The 17,325-nt window shown below is 67.4% G+C and carries 18 protein-coding genes; 5 read left to right on the forward strand and 13 right to left on the reverse strand.

The window, feature by feature from the left end; translation table 11 throughout:
• Nucleotides 1-54: 54 nt before the first annotated feature.
• The 7 genes from map to dxr all read right to left on the reverse strand — a co-directional run bounded on the left by map (nucleotide 55) and on the right by dxr (nucleotide 8,048).
• The gene (gene map / locus ACZYZ9_RS14720) at nucleotides 55-912 is read right to left on the reverse strand and encodes a type I methionyl aminopeptidase (RefSeq protein WP_463826990.1); all 858 of its coding nucleotides are present in this window, start codon (nucleotides 910-912) and stop codon (nucleotides 55-57) included.
• Between the two features lie 36 nt (nucleotides 913-948).
• Nucleotides 949-1,524, reverse strand: coding sequence for a DUF1707 SHOCT-like domain-containing protein (locus ACZYZ9_RS14725; RefSeq protein WP_463827176.1), 576 nt, complete (start codon nucleotides 1,522-1,524; stop codon nucleotides 949-951).
• 78 nt (nucleotides 1,525-1,602) lie between these two features.
• A complete protein-coding gene (locus tag ACZYZ9_RS14730) occupies nucleotides 1,603-3,411 on the reverse strand; it encodes a penicillin-binding transpeptidase domain-containing protein (protein ID WP_463826991.1) in 1,809 nt (602 codons plus the stop codon).
• A 91-nt stretch (nucleotides 3,412-3,502) separates the two neighbouring features.
• Complete coding sequence (locus ACZYZ9_RS14735) at nucleotides 3,503-4,357, reverse strand: GNAT family N-acetyltransferase (RefSeq protein ID WP_463826992.1); 855 nt, start codon at nucleotides 4,355-4,357, stop codon at nucleotides 3,503-3,505.
• 49 nt (nucleotides 4,358-4,406) lie between these two features.
• Nucleotides 4,407-5,585, reverse strand: a complete 1,179-nt coding sequence (ispG, locus tag ACZYZ9_RS14740; RefSeq protein ID WP_463826993.1) for a flavodoxin-dependent (E)-4-hydroxy-3-methylbut-2-enyl-diphosphate synthase — start codon at nucleotides 5,583-5,585, stop codon at nucleotides 4,407-4,409.
• A gap of 19 nt (nucleotides 5,586-5,604) precedes the next feature.
• On the reverse strand, nucleotides 5,605-6,819 hold the full coding sequence (locus tag ACZYZ9_RS14745; RefSeq protein WP_463826994.1) for a M50 family metallopeptidase: 1,215 nt from the start codon (nucleotides 6,817-6,819) through the stop codon (nucleotides 5,605-5,607).
• Nucleotides 6,819-8,048, reverse strand: coding sequence for a 1-deoxy-D-xylulose-5-phosphate reductoisomerase (gene dxr / locus ACZYZ9_RS14750; protein ID WP_463826995.1), 1,230 nt, complete (start codon nucleotides 8,046-8,048; stop codon nucleotides 6,819-6,821). The genes ACZYZ9_RS14745 and dxr overlap by 1 nt, the downstream gene beginning before the upstream one ends.
• A 96-nt stretch (nucleotides 8,049-8,144) precedes the next feature.
• On the opposite strand from dxr, the gene ACZYZ9_RS14755 reads away from it, so the two are divergent.
• From ACZYZ9_RS14755 to ACZYZ9_RS14765, 3 genes are all read left to right on the forward strand, one after another.
• On the forward strand, nucleotides 8,145-9,863 hold the full coding sequence (locus ACZYZ9_RS14755) for a cytochrome c biogenesis protein DipZ (protein WP_463827177.1): 1,719 nt from the start codon (nucleotides 8,145-8,147) through the stop codon (nucleotides 9,861-9,863).
• 82 nt (nucleotides 9,864-9,945) lie between these two features.
• The gene (locus ACZYZ9_RS14760; protein WP_463826996.1) at nucleotides 9,946-10,524 is read left to right on the forward strand and encodes a fasciclin domain-containing protein; all 579 of its coding nucleotides are present in this window, start codon (nucleotides 9,946-9,948) and stop codon (nucleotides 10,522-10,524) included.
• 78 nt (nucleotides 10,525-10,602) lie between these two features.
• Nucleotides 10,603-10,857, forward strand: a complete 255-nt coding sequence (locus ACZYZ9_RS14765) for a DUF2631 domain-containing protein (protein WP_463826997.1) — start codon at nucleotides 10,603-10,605, stop codon at nucleotides 10,855-10,857.
• 7 nt (nucleotides 10,858-10,864) lie between these two features.
• On the opposite strand, the gene ACZYZ9_RS14770 is transcribed toward ACZYZ9_RS14765, so the two are convergent.
• The 6 genes from ACZYZ9_RS14770 to pyrH form a co-directional block, all read right to left on the reverse strand.
• Entirely contained in the window at nucleotides 10,865-11,746 is an 882-nt protein-coding gene (locus ACZYZ9_RS14770; protein ID WP_463826998.1) for a cytochrome c biogenesis CcdA family protein, read from the reverse strand.
• A 4-nt stretch (nucleotides 11,747-11,750) separates the two neighbouring features.
• The gene (locus ACZYZ9_RS14775; protein ID WP_463827178.1) at nucleotides 11,751-12,242 is read right to left on the reverse strand and encodes a protein disulfide oxidoreductase; all 492 of its coding nucleotides are present in this window, start codon (nucleotides 12,240-12,242) and stop codon (nucleotides 11,751-11,753) included.
• Between the two features lie 213 nt (nucleotides 12,243-12,455).
• A complete protein-coding gene (rlmN, locus tag ACZYZ9_RS14780) occupies nucleotides 12,456-13,550 on the reverse strand; it encodes a dual-specificity RNA methyltransferase RlmN (RefSeq protein ID WP_463826999.1) in 1,095 nt (364 codons plus the stop codon).
• A gap of 13 nt (nucleotides 13,551-13,563) precedes the next feature.
• Nucleotides 13,564-14,472 (reverse strand): phosphatidate cytidylyltransferase, encoded by a 909-nt coding sequence (locus tag ACZYZ9_RS14785; RefSeq protein WP_463827000.1) that lies wholly within the window; start codon nucleotides 14,470-14,472, stop codon nucleotides 13,564-13,566.
• A 31-nt stretch (nucleotides 14,473-14,503) separates the two neighbouring features.
• The gene (frr, locus tag ACZYZ9_RS14790; protein ID WP_463827001.1) at nucleotides 14,504-15,061 is read right to left on the reverse strand and encodes a ribosome recycling factor; all 558 of its coding nucleotides are present in this window, start codon (nucleotides 15,059-15,061) and stop codon (nucleotides 14,504-14,506) included.
• A gap of 85 nt (nucleotides 15,062-15,146) precedes the next feature.
• Nucleotides 15,147-15,911, reverse strand: a complete 765-nt coding sequence (gene pyrH / locus ACZYZ9_RS14795) for a UMP kinase (RefSeq protein WP_463827002.1) — start codon at nucleotides 15,909-15,911, stop codon at nucleotides 15,147-15,149.
• Nucleotides 15,912-16,176: 265 nt separating this feature from the next.
• On the opposite strand from pyrH, the gene mbp1 reads away from it, so the two are divergent.
• Complete coding sequence (mbp1, locus tag ACZYZ9_RS14800) at nucleotides 16,177-16,413, forward strand: microaggregate-binding protein 1 (protein WP_463827003.1); 237 nt, start codon at nucleotides 16,177-16,179, stop codon at nucleotides 16,411-16,413.
• A gap of 188 nt (nucleotides 16,414-16,601) precedes the next feature.
• Nucleotides 16,602-17,321, forward strand: a complete 720-nt coding sequence (locus tag ACZYZ9_RS14805) for a winged helix-turn-helix domain-containing protein (protein WP_463827179.1) — start codon at nucleotides 16,602-16,604, stop codon at nucleotides 17,319-17,321.
• Nucleotides 17,322-17,325 lie beyond the last annotated feature (4 nt).

The raw sequence follows: 17,325 nt of genomic DNA on the forward strand, positions 1-17,325 counted from the left end.
CCCGGGCAGCGGACGGCATCGCTGTGTGGGCCGGCCCCGACACTGGACGGCAACTCAGGGCAGCGTGAGGATTTCGGCCCCGGTTTCGGTGACCAGCAGCGTGTGCTCGAACTGCGCGGTCCACTTGCGATCACGGGTGACCACTGTCCAACCGTCGTCCCAGATCTCGTAGTCCAGCCCACCCAGGTTGATCATCGGCTCGATGGTGAACGTCATCCCCGGCTGAATTACCGTGTCGACGGCGGGCTGGTCGTAGTGCAGCACGACCAACCCGTTGTGGAATGTGGTGCCGATCCCGTGCCCGGTGAAGTCACGAACCACGTTGTAGCCGAACCGATTTGCGTAGGCTTCGATGACGCGTCCGATCACCGACAGTGCCCGGCCGGGCTTGACGGCCTTGATCGCCCGCATCGTCGCCTCGTGGGTGCGCTCGACCAGCAGGCGGTGCTCCTCAGAGACGTCGCCGGCCAAAAACGTCGCGTTGGTGTCGCCGTGTACGCCGTTGATGTAGGCGGTGACGTCGATGTTGACGATGTCGCCGTCCTCGATCACCGTCGAGTCGGGAATGCCGTGGCAGATCACCTCGTTGAGCGAGGTGCAGCACGATTTCGGGAAGTGCTTGTAGCCCAGCGTCGACGGGTACGCCCCGTTGTCGACCATGTATTCGTGGGCGATGCGGTCGAGTTGGTCGGTGGTGACGCCCGGGGCGACGGCCTTGCCGGCTTCCTGCAGCGCCCGGGCCGCGATCTGGCCGGCGACGCGCATCTTCTCGATGACCTCGGGCTCCTGCACCCACGGCTCGGTGCCTTCCTTGGCCGTGGATTTGCCGACGTATTCCGGGCGCGCGATCCACGTGGGTACCGGCAGCGTCGGGGACAGCACGCCGGGGGAAAGCGCGGTACGAGCGGGCATGGCAGACAGCTTAGCGAGGCGCACCCGGCGCTGCCGCTACGAGCGGCCGTCGAACAGGTGCGGGCGGCGCAGCAGCGCCCGGCGCGGACCGCGAATGATCACCGAGCCGAACACCAGCTGACCGGTCAGCACGACGTGCGGATTGCCTTCCGCCGGCGGGTCTTTGCGACGATCGCTCGCGCTGCCCACGTAGGCCTCGACATTGTCGATGGAGGCGCTGGCGCCCTCCGGCAGACGCAGATCGAGGTTGCCGAATTTCATGTCGATCTCAATGACGACCACGGGCCCCGCGAAGCGCGCCTTGGTGAGATCGAGGTCGATGTTGCCGAACCTGCGCACCAGCGTGAGCCGGGTCGGCACCGTCCACTCCCCGTGCCGCTTGAGCGAACCGGCCCAGCCGCGCAGTTCCACCCGGTCGGTGGCGGAGCTGACGATCGCACCTGGTCCGGGCAGGTCACCGACCAGGCTGTCGAGCTCGTTGCGGGTCCGCGCATAGGCCACCTGGGTGGACCGTTGCTCGAACTCGTCGATGTCGATCAGCCCGAGCGCCAGGGCATTGTGCAGGCGGCGCATGGTGCCGTTGCGGTCGGCGTCGGAGACCCGCAACGCCATGTCCCCGTCCGTCACGGCCTACTCCGGTCTTTCGCGCACACCCTCGCAACTTACCGCCGCCGGCGGGTTCGATGGCTATCAGGCCAGGTAGCCCGGCGGCAGCGAGTCGAACATCACTTTGGTCATCCGGACCGCGTATTCCGAGCTGCCGCCCCCGACGATCAGCGCCGCGAAAGCCAGGTCGCCGCGGTATCCGGCGAACCAGGAATGCGAGCCGCCCGCGAATTCGGCCTCACCGGTCTTGCCGTAGACCTCCCCGCACCCGGCGATCTCCTTGGCGGTCCCGTTGGTCACGACGAGCCGCATCATCGGCCGCAGTGCCTCCACCATCTTCGGGCTGATCGGGGTGTTGTCGCCGTTGACCGTGGTCGGCCGGCCGGCGATCAGCTGCGGCACCGGGGTTTTGCCGGCGGCGACGGTGGCCGCCACCAGGGCCATGCCGAACGGGCTGGCCAGCACCCGACCCTGCCCGAAGCCGTCCTCGGTGCGCTCGGTCAGATCCACTGTCGGCGGTACTGAGCCGGTCACCGTGGTGATGCCCTCGACCTGGTAGTCCAGTCCGATCCCGTAGCGGGTGGCCGCCTGGGTCAGCCCGCGCGGTGGGAGTTTGCTGCTCAGTTCGGCGAAGGTGGTGTTGCAGGAACTGGCGAAGGCACGCGACAGCGGCACCACGCCGAGGTCGAAGCCGCCGTAGTTCGGGATGGTGCGATGGCCGATGTCCAGGTGGCCGGGGCAACCCAGCATGGTGTTGGGGGTCGCCATGTCGCGGTCGACGGCCGCGCCGGCGGTGACCATCTTGAAGGTCGAACCCGGTGGATACAGGCCGGTGGTGGCCGGCAGGCCCTCGGCGCTGGCCCCGGCGTTCTGTGCGATGGCCAGGATCTCCCCGGTCGACGGCTTGATCACCACCAGCATCGCCTTGCCGCCGCGGGTGTCCACCGCGTGCTGCGCGGCGTTCTGCACGGCTCGGTCCAGGGTGATCGACACCGACGGCGCCGGCGAACCCTCGACTTCGTGCAACACCGCGACGTCCACACCGTTCTGGTTGGTGCTGACGATGCGCCAACCGGCCTGGCCGTCGAGCTGGTCGATCACGGCCTTGCGCACTTCGCTCATCACTGCCGGCGCGAAGTGGGGATCGGTGGCCAACAGTTCGGGTCGTGGTGTGATGACGACGCCGGGAAGCTGGCCGATCGCCGGAAAGACCCGGTTGCTGTCGTCGGGCAGCAGGGTGACCAGGTCGACGGGCCGGTTCGCCGAGCTGGCGGTCTCGGCAAGCAACTGCGGGTCGTTGAGCTGGTCGTTGAAGGGACGCAACGCGTCGATCACCGCATGCGATGTCGCGCTCAGTTCCGGCCCGGCCTGGGTGGCGTCCAGCGAATAGTTGTACAGATAACCCGGGGCCAGCACATCGGTGCCGCCGAATTCGTTGACCGAAGCGCGCCGGGGCTGGTCGGCACGCAGTGCGAACGTCTGGTGTTCGCCCAGCTTGGGGTGCAGCCCGGTCGGGGTCCAGCGCACCTGCCACCGTCCCTCGTCGCGGGCCATTTTCAGCTGGCCGTCATAGCTCCAGGTCCGGTTCTTTGGTAGATGCCAGGTGAAGCGATACACCACCATGCCGGTGTCCTCGGCGTACTTCGAGCTCAGCACCTGGGCGTCGAGATGGGTGGCCTGCAGGCCGGCCCATGCGGCGTTGAGTGCTTCGCGGGCCTCGTTGGGCGCGTCGCTGAGTTGCGCGGCGGTTGCGGTGTCGCCGACCGACAGCGCGGCCAGGAACTTCTCGGCGGCCGGTCCGGGGCCCTCGGGTTTCGGGGTGCACCCGGGCAGGATCGTCAGCACGATCAGCAGACCGACCACCGCTGTTGCCAATGTTGTTTTTGTGACCATCGATGCTGATGTTAAAGCTGTGACCGCGCGACGGCGGCCGACACACCGAGACCGAACCGTTATGGCTTGGACCCGGTCGGGCCCGGCGCGGTCAGTCCAGCAAGATGGTGGCGAAGGTGCCGACTTCTTTGAACCCGATCCGGGCGTAAGCGGCCCGCGCCACCGTGTTGAAGTCGTTCACGTACAGGCTGGCGATCCGCCCGCTGCCGACGATCACGGCGGCCAGCGTCGCGGTCCCGGCCGTGCCCATTCCGCGGCCGCGCAGCTCGGGATGGACCCACACACCCTGGATCTGTCCGACCGATGGCGACTGTGATCCGACTTCGGCCTTGAACACGACCTGGCCGTTTTCGAAGCGCGCCCACGCCCGTCCGGCCGCGATCAGGCTGGCCACCCGGCGGCGATAGCCACGGCCGCCGTCGCCGAGCCGCGGATCGACGCCGACTTCGCCGATGAACATGTCCACGGCGGCCACCAGATAGGCATCGAGTTCCTCCGGGCGCACCTGGCGCACTTCGGTGTCCAGCGTGCACTGGGGATGGGAGTTCAGCGCCATCAGCGGCTGGTCGGCGCGCACGTCACGCGCCGGACCCCAGGCCGGTTCCAGACGCTGCCACATCGGCAGCACCAGATCGGCCCGCCCGACCAGCGACGAACACCGCCGCGCCGTGCTCTTGGCCTCGTCGGCGAACGCATTCAGATCGATCAGGTTGCCCCGCAACGGAATCAGGTTGGCGCCGGCGAAGCACAGCGACTCGTCCACACCGCCGCGCGTCCACAGTTCCCCGCCGATCGAATTGGGCTCCACGCCGTAATCGGCGACGCGCGCGGCCACCATGCACGATTCGACCGGGTTCTCGCCGAGGACGCGCCATACGGCGGCGGCATCACGCACCACCGACACCCGTCTCTCGCCAACCAGGCGCAAGATGGGCGGAGCCGACATCTCAAAACTCTCTGTCGTGCGTGTCGAGGGCCGGTGAGTCAGGCCTCTATCAGCTTACGGTCACAATAGGCGAACCGCTCGCTGCCGTCCCGGGATTCTCGGTCGCGTCGGCCTCCGAGCCCATCTGCTCGGCCAGCCGCATGGCCTCTTCGATCAGCGTCTCGACGATCTGCGATTCGGGCACCGTCTTGATCACTTCGCCCTTGACGAAGATCTGGCCTTTGCCGTTGCCGGAAGCCACGCCCAGGTCCGCCTCGCGGGCCTCGCCGGGGCCGTTGACCACGCACCCCATCACCGCGACGCGCAGCGGCACGTCGAGTCCGTCCAGTCCGGCGGTCACCTCGTTGGCCAAGGTGTAGACGTCGACCTGAGCGCGACCGCAGGACGGGCAGGACACGATCTCCAGACCGCGCGGGCGCAGATTGAGCGACTCCAGGATCTGGGTGCCGACTTTCACTTCCTCGACCGGGGGCGCGGAGAGCGAGACCCGGATGGTGTCGCCGATGCCCCTGGACAGCAGCGCACCGAAGGCGACGGCGGACTTGATGGTGCCCTGGAACGCCGGTCCGGCTTCGGTGACACCCAGATGCAGCGGATAGTCGCACTGCTCGGCCAGCTGCTGGTAGGCCGCGACCATGATCACCGGGTCGTTGTGCTTGACGCTGATCTTGATGTTGCCGAAACCGTGCTCCTCGAACAGCGAGGCCTCCCACAGCGCCGACTCGACCAGCGCCTCCGGGGTGGCCTTGCCGTACTTCTGCATGAAGCGCTTGTCCAGCGAACCCGCGTTGACGCCGATACGGATCGGGATGCCGGCGGCGCCGGCGGCTTTGGCCACCTCGCCGACCCGGCCGTCGAACTCTTTGATGTTGCCGGGATTGACGCGGACGGCCGCGCACCCGGCGTCGATGGCGGCGAAGATGTACTTCGGTTGGAAGTGGATGTCGGCGATGACCGGGATCTGGCTGTGCTTGGCGATCTCGGCCAGTGCGTCGGCGTCCTCTTGGCGCGGGCATGCCACCCGGACGATGTCGCAGCCGGCCGCGGTCAACTCGGCGATCTGCTGCAACGTGGTGTTGACGTCATGGGTTTTGGTGGTGCACATCGACTGCACCGCTATCGGATGGTCGCTGCCCACCCCGACGTCGCGCACCATCAGCTGACGCGTTTTACGGCGGGGAGCCAGCGTGGGCGCCGGGGGCTGCGGCAGGCCCAGGCCAACGGTCACTGTTCTGCCTTCTCTCTATTTACTGGAACAGGCGGATCGGGTTGACCAGGTCGGCGGTGACGGTCAACAGCATGTACCCGACCACGAAAATCAGCACGACGTAGGTCGCCGGCATCAATTTCAGATAGTTCACCGGGGCGGCGGCCACCTTGCCGCGCGCCGACCGGATCGTGTTGCGGATCTTCTCGTACACCGCGACCGCGATGTGGCCGCCGTCGAACGGCAACAACGGCAACAGATTGATCGCGCCCAGGATGAGGTTCAGCTGGGCCAGGAAGAACCAGAACGCCACCCACAGGCCGTGGTCGACGGTGTCGCCGCCGATGATGCTGGCGCCGACGACGCTCATCGGGGTCTGCGGGTCCCGCTCTCCGCCGCCGATGGCATTGACCAGGGCACCGACCTTGGTCGGGATGGCGGCCAGCGATTTGCCGACCTCGACGGTCAACTGCCCGGCGAAGACGAACGTTCCCGGCACCGCGGTGAGCACGTTGTAATGGGTGGGTTCGTTACGGGTGGCGCCCACCCCGATGGCGCCGACCGTGGCGGGTTCGAGTTGCTTGCCCTGCGCGTTGGGGACGTAGCGCTGGGTGGATTCGACGGTCACGTTCGTGGTGATGGTCCTGCCGTCCCGCTCGACGACGACCGGGACGGTGCCGTGCAGCTTGCGCACCGCGGTGGCCATTTCCTCGAACGAGGACACCGGGGTGTCCCCCACCTTGACCACCACGTCACCGACCCGGATCCCGGCCTGGGCCGCGGGGCCCGGACCGTTGCACTTGTCCAGCTTGCCTTTGCTGGTTTCCGGTGCCACGCAGCTGACTTCGCCGACGACGGCTTTGGTGGACGGGTGCAGGTTGGGCAGTCCCCAGATCAGCGCGATCGCGTACATCAGCACCAGGCAGATGACGAAGTTCATGCCCGGCCCGGCGAACAGCACCGCCACCCGCTTCCAGGTGGCCTGCTTGTACATCGCGCGGTCCTCCTCGTCAGGCGCGAGTTCCTCGACCGGCGTCATCCCGGCGATATCGCAGAAGCCGCCCGCCGGAATGGCCTTGAAGCCGTACTGGGTCTCGCCGCGCCGGGTGGACCACAGCGTGGGACCGAAGCCGACGAAGTAGCGGCGCACCTTCATGCCGGTGGCGCGCGCGGCCCACATGTGTCCGCACTCGTGCAGGGCGACCGAGATGAGGATGGCAAGTGCGAACAGCACAATGCCGACGACGAACATCATCAGCCTGATACGACCTTTCTCACGCCAGCGACTCCGACCGACGCCGAGCTTGTTTTCGCGATCGCGCGCTGTGCCCGCTCGCGGGCCCAGCGCTGCGCCTCGAGTACCTCATCCACGGTAGCGGGTACCTGGCCGAATTGCGGGGCCCACCGGTCGGCGGCGTGCAACACATCAGCGACGGTGTGCACGATCGCGGGGAATCCGATCCGGCCGTCGAGGAAGGCCGCAGCCGCCTCTTCGTTGGCCGCGTTGTAGATGGCGGTCATGCAGCCGCCTGTTTCGCCGGCCGCGCGGGCCAGTTCCACGGCCGGAAAGACGTCGCTGTCCAGCGGCTCGAATTCCCAGGTCGACGCCGTGCTGAAATCACACGCGGCGGCGGCACCGCTGACCCGGTGCGGCCAGCCCAGCGCCAGCGAGATCGGCAGCTTCATGTCCGGCGGACTGGCCTGGGCGATCGTCGAGCCGTCGATGAAGGTGACCATCGAGTGCACGATCGACTGCGGGTGCACGACGACATCGATGCGGTCGTAGGGGATGCCGAAAAGCAGGTGGGTTTCGATGAGCTCGAGCCCCTTGTTGACCAGCGTGGCCGAGTTCAGCGTGTTCATCGGCCCCATCGACCAGGTCGGATGCGCGCCGGCTTGCTCGGGGCTCACGCCGTGCAGGTCGTCGGCCGACCAGCCCCGGAACGGCCCGCCCGAGGCCGTCAGCACCAGCTTGGCGACCTCGTCGGCGGTGCCCCCGCGCAGGCACTGGGCCAGCGCGGAGTGTTCGGAGTCCACCGGCACGAGCTGGCCCGGGCGCGCCGCTGCCAGCACGAGAGGTCCGCCGGCGATCAGAGATTCCTTGTTGGCCAGGGCGAGGCGGGCACCGGATTCCAGTGCGGCCAGCGTCGGCCCCAACCCGAGGGCGCCGACCAGGGCGTTGAGCACGACGTCGGCGTCGGTGTCCTGGACCAGCCGGGTGGCGGCATCGGGGCCGCGGTAGGGAATGTCGCCGGCCCGCTCCGCGGCGGCCGCGTCGGCCACCGCGATGTTGGTCACCCCGGTCTCGGAACGCTGCCGCAGCAGCGTGTCCATATTGTGACCACCGGCGGCCAGCCCGACCACCTCGAAGCGGTCCGGGTTGGCGGCGATGACCTCGAGCGCCTGGGTACCGATCGAGCCGGTGCTGCCCAGCACCAGCACCCGCAACCGGCGTTCGGCCGGCCCGTCATCGCCGATAGTCACCCGTCCATTGTGCCGCCAGGCACCGTCAGACGATCATCGAGCCGCGAGGCACCGTCCAAAATCAGTCCGCGGCGGGCACCGTACCGAATGACTGACATGTTGACCCTCGCCCTAGTCGGCTTCGTCGGTGGCCTGATCACCGGGATCTCGCCGTGCATCCTGCCGGTCCTACCGGTCATCTTCTTCTCCGGAGCCCAGCGCACGCCGACCGCTCAATCCGACAGCGCGGTGGCGGTCAAGCCAGAACAGTCCCGCGCGCAGCGGACCCGGCCCTATCGGGTGATCGGCGGTCTGGTGCTCAGCTTCAGCGTGGTCACCCTGCTGGGCTCGGCGCTGCTGTCAGCGCTGCGACTGCCCCAGAACGCACTTCGGTGGGCGGCACTGATCGCATTGCTGGCGATCGGTGTGGGCCTGGTGTTCCCGCGCTTCGAACAACTGCTGGAACGGCCGTTCGCCCGCCTACCGCAACGTCACATCGGCAGTGCCGCCGATGGATTCGGTCTCGGCCTGGCACTGGGCGTGCTCTACGTCCCGTGTGCGGGCCCGGTGCTGGCCGCCATCGTCGTAGCCGGGGCCACCGCGAAGGTCGGCGTGGGCACCGTGGTGCTCACCGCGGCGTTCGCTATAGGTGCTGCGGTGCCATTGTTGTTCTTCGCACTGGCTGGACAGCGGATCACCCAGCGCGTCAGCGCCTTTCGACGGCGGCAACGCGAGATCCGGATCGGCGCGGGAATCGTCACTATTCTGCTCGCGGTCGCCCTGGTGTTCGACCTGCCCGCGGTGTTGCAGCGAGCGATTCCCGACTACACCTCGTCGTTGCAGCAGCAGGTCGCCGGATCACGGCAGGTCCAGGAAAGGTTGCGGGGCGTCGCCAGCGGGCAGCTGGCCGATTGCAGCAATGCGTCGACCCAGCTCCAGAACTGCGGTGCGGCACCGGATTTCAAAGGGATCACCAGATGGCTGAACACCCCCGGCGGCGCACCGGTCGCCCTGGATTCGTTGCGCGGCAAGGTCGTACTGGTCGACTTCTGGGCCTACTCGTGCATCAACTGCCAGCGCGCCATCCCGCATGTGGTCGGCTGGTATCGGGCTTACCGGGACAGTGGGTTGGCGGTGATCGGCGTGCACACGCCCGAGTACGCCTTCGAGAAGGTGCCCGCCAACGTCGCCCAGGGTGCGGCCGATCTGGACATCACCTACCCGGTCGCATTGGACGACAACTACTCCACGTGGACCAACTACCACAACCTGTACTGGCCGGCCGAATACCTCATCGACGCCGACGGCGTGGTGCGGCACACCAAGTTCGGCGAAGGTGACTACAAGCAGACCGAGTTGCTGATCAGGCAGTTGCTTGCCGACGCCCAGCCCGGTGTCCGGCTTCCTGAGCCTGTCGACGCACCGGATCTGACACCCACCACTGTGCTGACCCCGGAGACGTACTTCGGTGTCGGCAAAGCCGCCAACTTCGGTGGCGGCGGCGCATACGACGAAGGCGCGGCGACGTTCAGCTACCCGCCGAACCTGGCGTCCGACAAGTTCGCACTGCGCGGCCGCTGGTCACTGGACTATCAGGGCGCCACCGCCGGCGGCGACGACTCGACGGTCAAACTCAACTACCACGCCAAGGACGTGTACGTGGTGGTCGGCGGCACCGGCACCCTGAGCGTGACGCGGGACGGCAAGACCACGACGCTAGCCATCAACGGACCCCCGACCAGCCATCGGATGGTGGCCGGCGAGGCGCTTGCCACCGCAACCGTCGAGGTGCGCGCCAGTAAGGGCTTGCAGTTTTTCTCGTTCACTTACGGCTGAACCCATCCAGGTGTCGGTCCACTCCGAATCACTGGGGTCGGGGGGTCTCAGCACATAGCGACAAGCAAAGGAACGAGCGACGATGAAGACGCAGAATTCAATCGCAGCAACCGGTTTCGCGGCCGCCCTGGTGGCCTGCGCGGTAGCTGTGTCCCCGACCGCGTCGGCGGCCGATCTGGTGGGCCCGGGTTGTGGGGATTATGCAGCCATGAACCCCACCGGTCCGGCTTCGGTGCAGGGCATGTCGCAGGTCCCGGTGACCGAGGCAGCCGCGAACAACCCGATGCTGACCATGCTGACCTCGGCGCTGTCCGGCGGGCTCAACCCGCAGGTGAACCTCGTCGACACCCTCAACAGCGGCCAGTACACGGTGTTCGCGCCCACCGACGCCGCCTTCGCCAAGTTGCCGGCGGCCACCGTCGAGCAGCTCAAGACCGACGCACCGATGCTGACCAGCATCCTGACCTACCACGTGGTCAACGGTCAGGCCAGTCCAGCCAGGGTCGCCGGCACCCACCCGACTCTGCAGGGCGCCAGCCTGATGGTGACCGGCCAAGGCAACAACATCCGGGTCAACAATGCCGGCCTGGTCTGCGGCGGCGTCTCGACGGCCAACGCTCAGGTGTACATGATCGACACGGTGCTGATGCCGCCGTCGTAACAGGTGCTTCGCTGCTCGCCGGCGGACGGCTGTGCCAGAATGTCAGGGTCTGAATCCAGTCCAACCGGAGGGATCGCCGTGGCAAGTACTGAGGTGGAGCCGTACGCCGGCGTCGACGAAGCTGAGGTGCCGTCCGCGCGGTGGGGCTGGAGCAGGATCAACTACCGCACCTGGTACGGCGTCGGTATCGCCAGCATCGTGCTGCTGCTGGCGTTCCTGCGCGGCAACCACGTGGGACACGTCGAGGACATCTTCTGTGTCGGGTTCGCCGTGGTCGTGCTGTTCATTCTGGTTCGCGACATCTGGGGACGACGCCGCGGCTGGTTGCGGTAACCCGGCCTCAGCCGGGCCCGGCAGGACCACCCTGCCGGTGCGGTGCGGCGCGGTTGCGTCGGCGCCGCCCGGCGCCCAGCGCCGCAATCACCACCAGCGCCAAGCCCAGCAACCACGGCCAGCCGCCATGCTGATGCACCCAGCCCGCGACGGCGCCCTGCAGTCGTCCGGCAGCGGCGATCACCGCATCGTCGGGACTGCCGTTCGCGGTGAAAAGCCGAACCTCATAGAGGCCGTAGTAGCCGACGTACAGGCCGGTCAGGATCAGCACCACCCCGCCGGCCCGGCTGACACACGGTAAAACCCGGCGCACGCGCTCGACCAGCGTGGCGCTCGCCGTGGCCGCCGCCACCGCCAGGACCCCCACCACCAACGACAGCCCGGCCACGTAGGCGGCGTAGACCGCGATGCCGTCGAGCACCGAACCGCTGCGCAGCCCGGCGCCGGTGACCGCCAGAAAAGGTCCGACGGTGCACGACAACGAGGCGATCGCGTAGCTGACGCCATAGCCGAACATCGAACCCAACCGCGCGGTCGGCGCCCAGCGCGGACCGAACGGGTTCGGTGCCGGCAGCTCCCGCCCGGCCAACAGCCAACCGCCGAGGCCGATCATCACCAGCCCGATCAGCACCGTCGCATACGGCAGGTAGCGCTGCACCGTCGCACCGGCCGAGATGGTCAGCAGCCCGAAGGCGCCGAACACCGCCACAAACCCCAGCACCATTCCCAGCGTGGCGCCCACTGCGCGGCCGAGCGCCACGATCGGACGCCGGGATCGTTCGCCGCGCACCACCAGCAGCAGGTACGCGGGCAGCAACGCAAAACCGCACGGGTTGAGCGCAGCCACCAGGCCGGCGGCGAATGCCAGTCCGAGCAGGGGCTGACTCACCCGGTCAGGACAGCGCGGCGACCCGGGCGGACAAGTCCTGCTGGGACATGGCCGAGCTGGTGTTGTTCACGAACGTGGACGAACCGTCGGAACGGTAGAACACCCAGGCAGGCTGCCAGGGCACGTTGTAGCGGGCCCAGATCGCACCGTCGGCGTCGTTGAGGTTGGTGAAGTTCAGGCCGTACTTGGCGACGAAGTCCTGCATCTGCCCGACGTCGGAATGCGCGGCGATGCCGACGAAAGTCACCTTCGGATTGGCTGCTGCCACCTGGCTGAGGGTGGCCGCTTCGGCGTTGCAGAACGGGCAGAAGGGGGTCCAGAACCACAAGACCGCCGGTTTGCCCTGCAGGCTGGCCCCATCGAACGGGGCTCCGCTCAGCGTGGTGCCGGTGAAATTCAGCCGGTCGTCGGCGGCCACCGCGCGCGGCGCGGTAGCCAGGCCCGTCATCAGGACGACCGCGACGGCGGTGGCGGCAAAGATCTTGAGTGGGAACATCAGGCATCGGAACACGGCACACCTCATTCGGTCGGCGGTTTACCCAGCACACCGGTTACCCCGCCGGACGGTTCATCACGCCTCGGGCCCGCTCCAGCTACCCGCCTTCGGCGGCCAGCTGTCCGCAGGCCCCAGCCCAATCGCCCGCGCTCCAGCTACCCGCCTTCGGCGGCCAGCTGTCCGCAGGCCCAAGCCGAATCGCCCGCGCTCCAGCTACCCGCCTTCGGCGGCCAGCTGTCCGCAGGCGGCGCTTATCTCGCGGCCGCGGGTGTCCCGCACCGTACATGAAACACCTTGCGCGCGAACACGTTTGACGAATTCCCGCTCCACCGGCTTGGGACTGGCGTCCCAGTCGCTGCCCGGAGTCGGGTTCAACGGGATCAGATTGACGTGCGCCAGCGGACCCAACGCCCGGTGCAGCAGCTTGCCCAACAAGTCCGCCCGCCACGGCTGATCGTTGACCGCACGGATCAGCGCGTACTCCACCGACACCCGCCGGCCCGTCACGTCCGCGTAGTGACGGGCGGCTTCGAGCGCCTCGGAAACCTTCCACCTGTTGTTGACCGGAACCAGGGTGTCGCGCAGTTCGTCATCGGGAGCGTGCAACGACAACGCCAGCGTCACGCCGAGCCGCTCGTCGGCCAGCTTGCGGATCGCCGGAGCCAGACCCACCGTCGACACCGTCACCGACCGGGCCGAGATCCCGAAGCCGCACGGCGGCGGCTCGGTGATGCGGCGCACGGCGGCAACAACTCTGGCGTAGTTGGCCAGCGGCTCCCCCATACCCATGAACACCACATTGGACAACCGCTCGCCGAATTCGTCGCGCGACGCGACCGCTGCGGCGCGCACCTGCTCCAGGATCTCGGCGGTGGACAGATTGCGGGTCAGCCCGCCCTGGCCGGTGGCGCAGAACGGGCAGGCCATCCCGCAGCCTGCCTGCGAAGAGATGCACACCGTGTTCCGCTGCGGGTAACGCATCAGCACCGACTCCACGGTGGCGCCATCGGCGCACCGCCACAACGTCTTTCGCGTCTGACCGGAATCGCAGGTAACTTCGCGGTGCGCGGTCAGCAGAGCGGGGAACATGCTCGAGGCGACCTGGTCGCGAACCGCGGCCGGCAGATCCGTCATCTGGTGTGGATCGGCGATCAGCCGCCCGTAGTACTGGCTCGCCAGTTGCTTGGCGCGAAACGCCGGCAATCCCAGCTCCGCGACTGCCGCCACGCGACCGGCCGCATCGAGGTCGGCCAGGTGCCGCGGTGGCTTACCGCGGCGTGGCGCATCGAATACCAACTCTTGGACCATGACCAGTCCAGTATCAGGGCAACAGCGTCAAAACGGTCCACGCGGCCACCGCTGAGGGCAGCACCCCGTCCAATCGATCCATCAACCCGCCGTGGCCGGGCAGCAACCGGCCCATGTCCTTGATCCCCAGATCACGCTTCACCTGCGACTCGATCAGGTCGCCCAGGGTGGTGGTCAGCACGAAGAGCAGACCCAGCAGCACTCCGACCCACCACCGCTCGCCGGCCAACAGCGTCGCGGTCAAGATCGTGGCGGTGATCCCGCAGATCAACGAGCCGGCGAAGCCTTCCCAGGATTTCTTCGGGCTGATCGCCGGAACCATCGGATGCTTACCGAACAGCGCCCCGACGGCATAACCCCCGGTGTCGGAGGAGATGACCGCGATCATCATGCAGAACACCCAGCCGGGGCCGTGCTGCGGGTCGTAAACCAGCATCGCGGCGAACGAGGCGAACAGCGGCACCCAGGCGGCCAGGAAAACGGTGGCCGACACATCGCGCAGGTAGTTGCTCGGCGGCGGTGTCCCGTCGGCCTCCGGCTTGGCCTGCATGAACAGCCGCCAGATCAGGCAGATGACCACCATGCCGCCGAATCCGGCCGCCGCGCCGGCAGCACGATAAGGCCAGGTCAGCCACACCGTCGCCTGTCCGCCGAGCAGCAACGGAATGACCGGGATCAGGTAACCGGCCTCGCGCAACCGCCGGACCACCTCGTGGCTGGCCACCAGCGTGGCCAGAGCGCAGTACAGCACCCAGAAATGCGGCACAAAGAGCAGGGTCGCAATCAGGACCGCGCCGATGCTGACGCCCACCGCGATCGCAGCGGGCAGGTCGCGGCCCGCGCGGGACTTCTTCTTGGCTGGCTGGGACGCCTCGACCGGCTCCTCGGTCGGGCTGCCGGCTTCGGCATCGGTGGTTGCCACGGAGGTGAACTGTCTGGACTGCTGTAGGCCGCTAGACCTCCAGCAGCTCGCCTTCTTTGTGTTTGACCAGCTCGTCGATCTGGGCGACGTACTGGTGGGTCGCCTTCTCCAGATCTTTCTCCGCTCGGCCGACCTCGTCCTCGCCGGCCTCGCCGTCCTTACGGATGCGGTGCAGTTCCTCCATCGCCTTGCGACGGATGTTGCGGATCGAGACCCGGGCGTCCTCGCCCTTGGCCTTGGCCTGCTTGACCAGATCGCGCCGACGTTCCTCGGTGAGCTGCGGTATCGCCACTCGGATCAACGTGCCGTCGTTGGTGGGGTTGACACCCAGGTCAGAGTTGCGGATCGCCGTGACGATGGCATTCACCTGGCTGGCTTCATAGGGCTTGATGACGACGAGCCGCGCCTCGGGCACGTTGATGCTGGCCAGCTGGGTGATGGGCGTGGCTGCGCCGTAGTAGTCGATGACGATCCGGGAGAACATGCTCGGGTTCGCCCGGCCGGTCCGAATGGTCGACAGGTCGTCGCGGGCCACCGAAACGGCCTTTTCCATTTTCTCCTCGGCGTCGAAGAGAGCCTCGTCAATCATCTGCACCGCTCCTCTCCCCCGCACGCGGGTGGTACCCCGCATGGCTTGTTGTGTCGCCGTCGGCAGGCATCATGTCCGCGTCATCTCAGGTGGTGACCAGTGTCCCGATCTTCTCACCAGCGACCGCCCGGGCGATATTGCCGTCGGTCAGCAGGTTGAACACCAGGATCGGCATGCCATTGTCCATACAGAGACTGAACGCGGTGGCATCGGCCACGCGCAAGCCGCGGTCGATCACCTCGCGGTGGCTGATCGCGCTGAGCATTTCCGCGTCCGGGTTGTCCCGCGGATCCTCGGTGAACACACCATCGACCGCTTTGGCCATCAGCACCACGTCCGCACCGATCTCCAACGCCCGCTGGGCCGCCGTGGTGTCGGTGGAGAAGTACGGCAGGCCCATGCCGGCGCCGAAGATCACCACTCGCCCTTTTTCCAGGTGCCGCACCGCGCGTAACGGGAGGTACGGCTCGGCCACCTGGCCCATGGTGATCGCGGTCTGCACCCGCGTGGCGATGCCTTCCTTCTCCAGGAAGTCCTGCAAGGCAAGGCTGTTCATCACTGTGCCGAGCATGCCCATGTAGTCCGACCGGGTGCGTTCCATACCGCGCTGTTGCAGCTGCGCGCCGCGGAAGAAATTGCCCCCGCCGATCACCACGGCGACCTGCACCCCGGAGCGAACCACCTCGGCGATCTGCCGGGCCACCAACGCGACAACGTCGGGATCCAGCCCCACCTGACCGCCGCCGAACATCTCGCCGCCCAATTTGAGCAGCACGCGAGAGAACTTCGACGGCGGGCCGGAAACCGCGGCGGTCGCCGACACGCCGTTGCTCTCCGCAGGCTCTGTCATCGATCTCCTCGCAAGAAAGTGTCATCCCAGCAAACCACCCGGCACGACCCCTCTCATCCTGCCTCATCTTCCGCTACCGACGGGGACGGGGTCCCGGAGTCGTCGTACAGGTTTGGCGGCGCGGCACCGTGGGAACCCGCTTTGCGCCGGGGTGACATGGGGGTCTTGAGAAAAGAATCGCGTTGCCCGGCAGTGTGTTGACCGCTGGTTCGGTCGGCACCACCCCAACAGACGCCTACCGATGCGGCCGATCAAGGAGGAATTCATGGCGGACAGCAACTCTGGACCCGCGGAAGCGGTCAAGGGTGTCGTCGAGGACGTCAAAGGCAAAGCCAAAGAAGCGGTCGGCACCGTGACCGGTCGCGGCGACCTGATCAACGAGGGCGAAGCCCAGCAGGACAAGGCCGAAGCTCAGCGCGACGCCGCGAAGAAGGAAGCGCAGGCCGAGGCGGCTCGCGGTGCGGCCGAAGTCGCCGAAGAGCGCCAGAAGGCCAACCAGTAGAACTTGTCACAAGGATGGGCCCGGTCTGTGTACACGGACCGGGCCCATCGAACATCTCCGGGTAGGGTTTCCGGCGCTGTAACAAAGTTGGAATAATCGCGGGCGCAGGCAGTTTGCGCTGGGGGCGGATATCCACGGGGCTGCGGCAGGGACCGGCGGCACGCCGGTACCACCCTCGAGGCCTGGAGATACCAGTGGACGTTCTGCTCCTCACCAACGACAACCATTTCGAATCCTCATTGCAGCTGGGATCTTTCGCCCTCACGGTGCGCAGCGCGCCGTTGAACGACGGCGATTTCTGGCGGCTCGACGGCGCCGACGTCGCAGTGATCGACGCCCGCACCGATTTGGTGGCCGCGCGGGCCGCGTGTCGCTGGCTGACCGCCACCGCGCCGGCACTGGCGGTCATTGCCGTGGTGACCCCGACAGACTTCGTGGCCGTCGACGTCGACTGGAACTTCGACGACGTGCTGCTGGCCTCCGCCGGGGCGGCCGAGTTGCAGGCACGGTTGCGGTTGGCGATCACCCGTCGTCGCAATGCCGTGGGCGGCACTCTGCAGTTCGGCGAGCTGGTGCTGCATCCATCCAGCTACACCGCGATGCTGCGGGACCGGGACCTCGGGCTGACGTTGACCGAGTTCAAGTTGTTGAACTTCCTGGTCCAGCACGCCGGCCGCGCGTTCAGCCGGACCCGGTTGATGCACGAGGTGTGGGGTTATGAGAGCAACGGGCGGGTCCGCACGGTGGACGTTCACATTCGTCGACTGCGCGCCAAGCTGGGGCCCGCGCACGAGTCGATGGTCGACACCGTCCGCGGGGTGGGCTACATGGCCGCCACCCCGCCGCAACCACGCTGGGTTGTCGGCGAACCGGTGCTGAGTCCGGTATCCGACGCCGTCGCGCGGTGACCCG

It is taken from the genome of Mycobacterium sp. IDUB_28 (genome assembly GCF_055419285.1).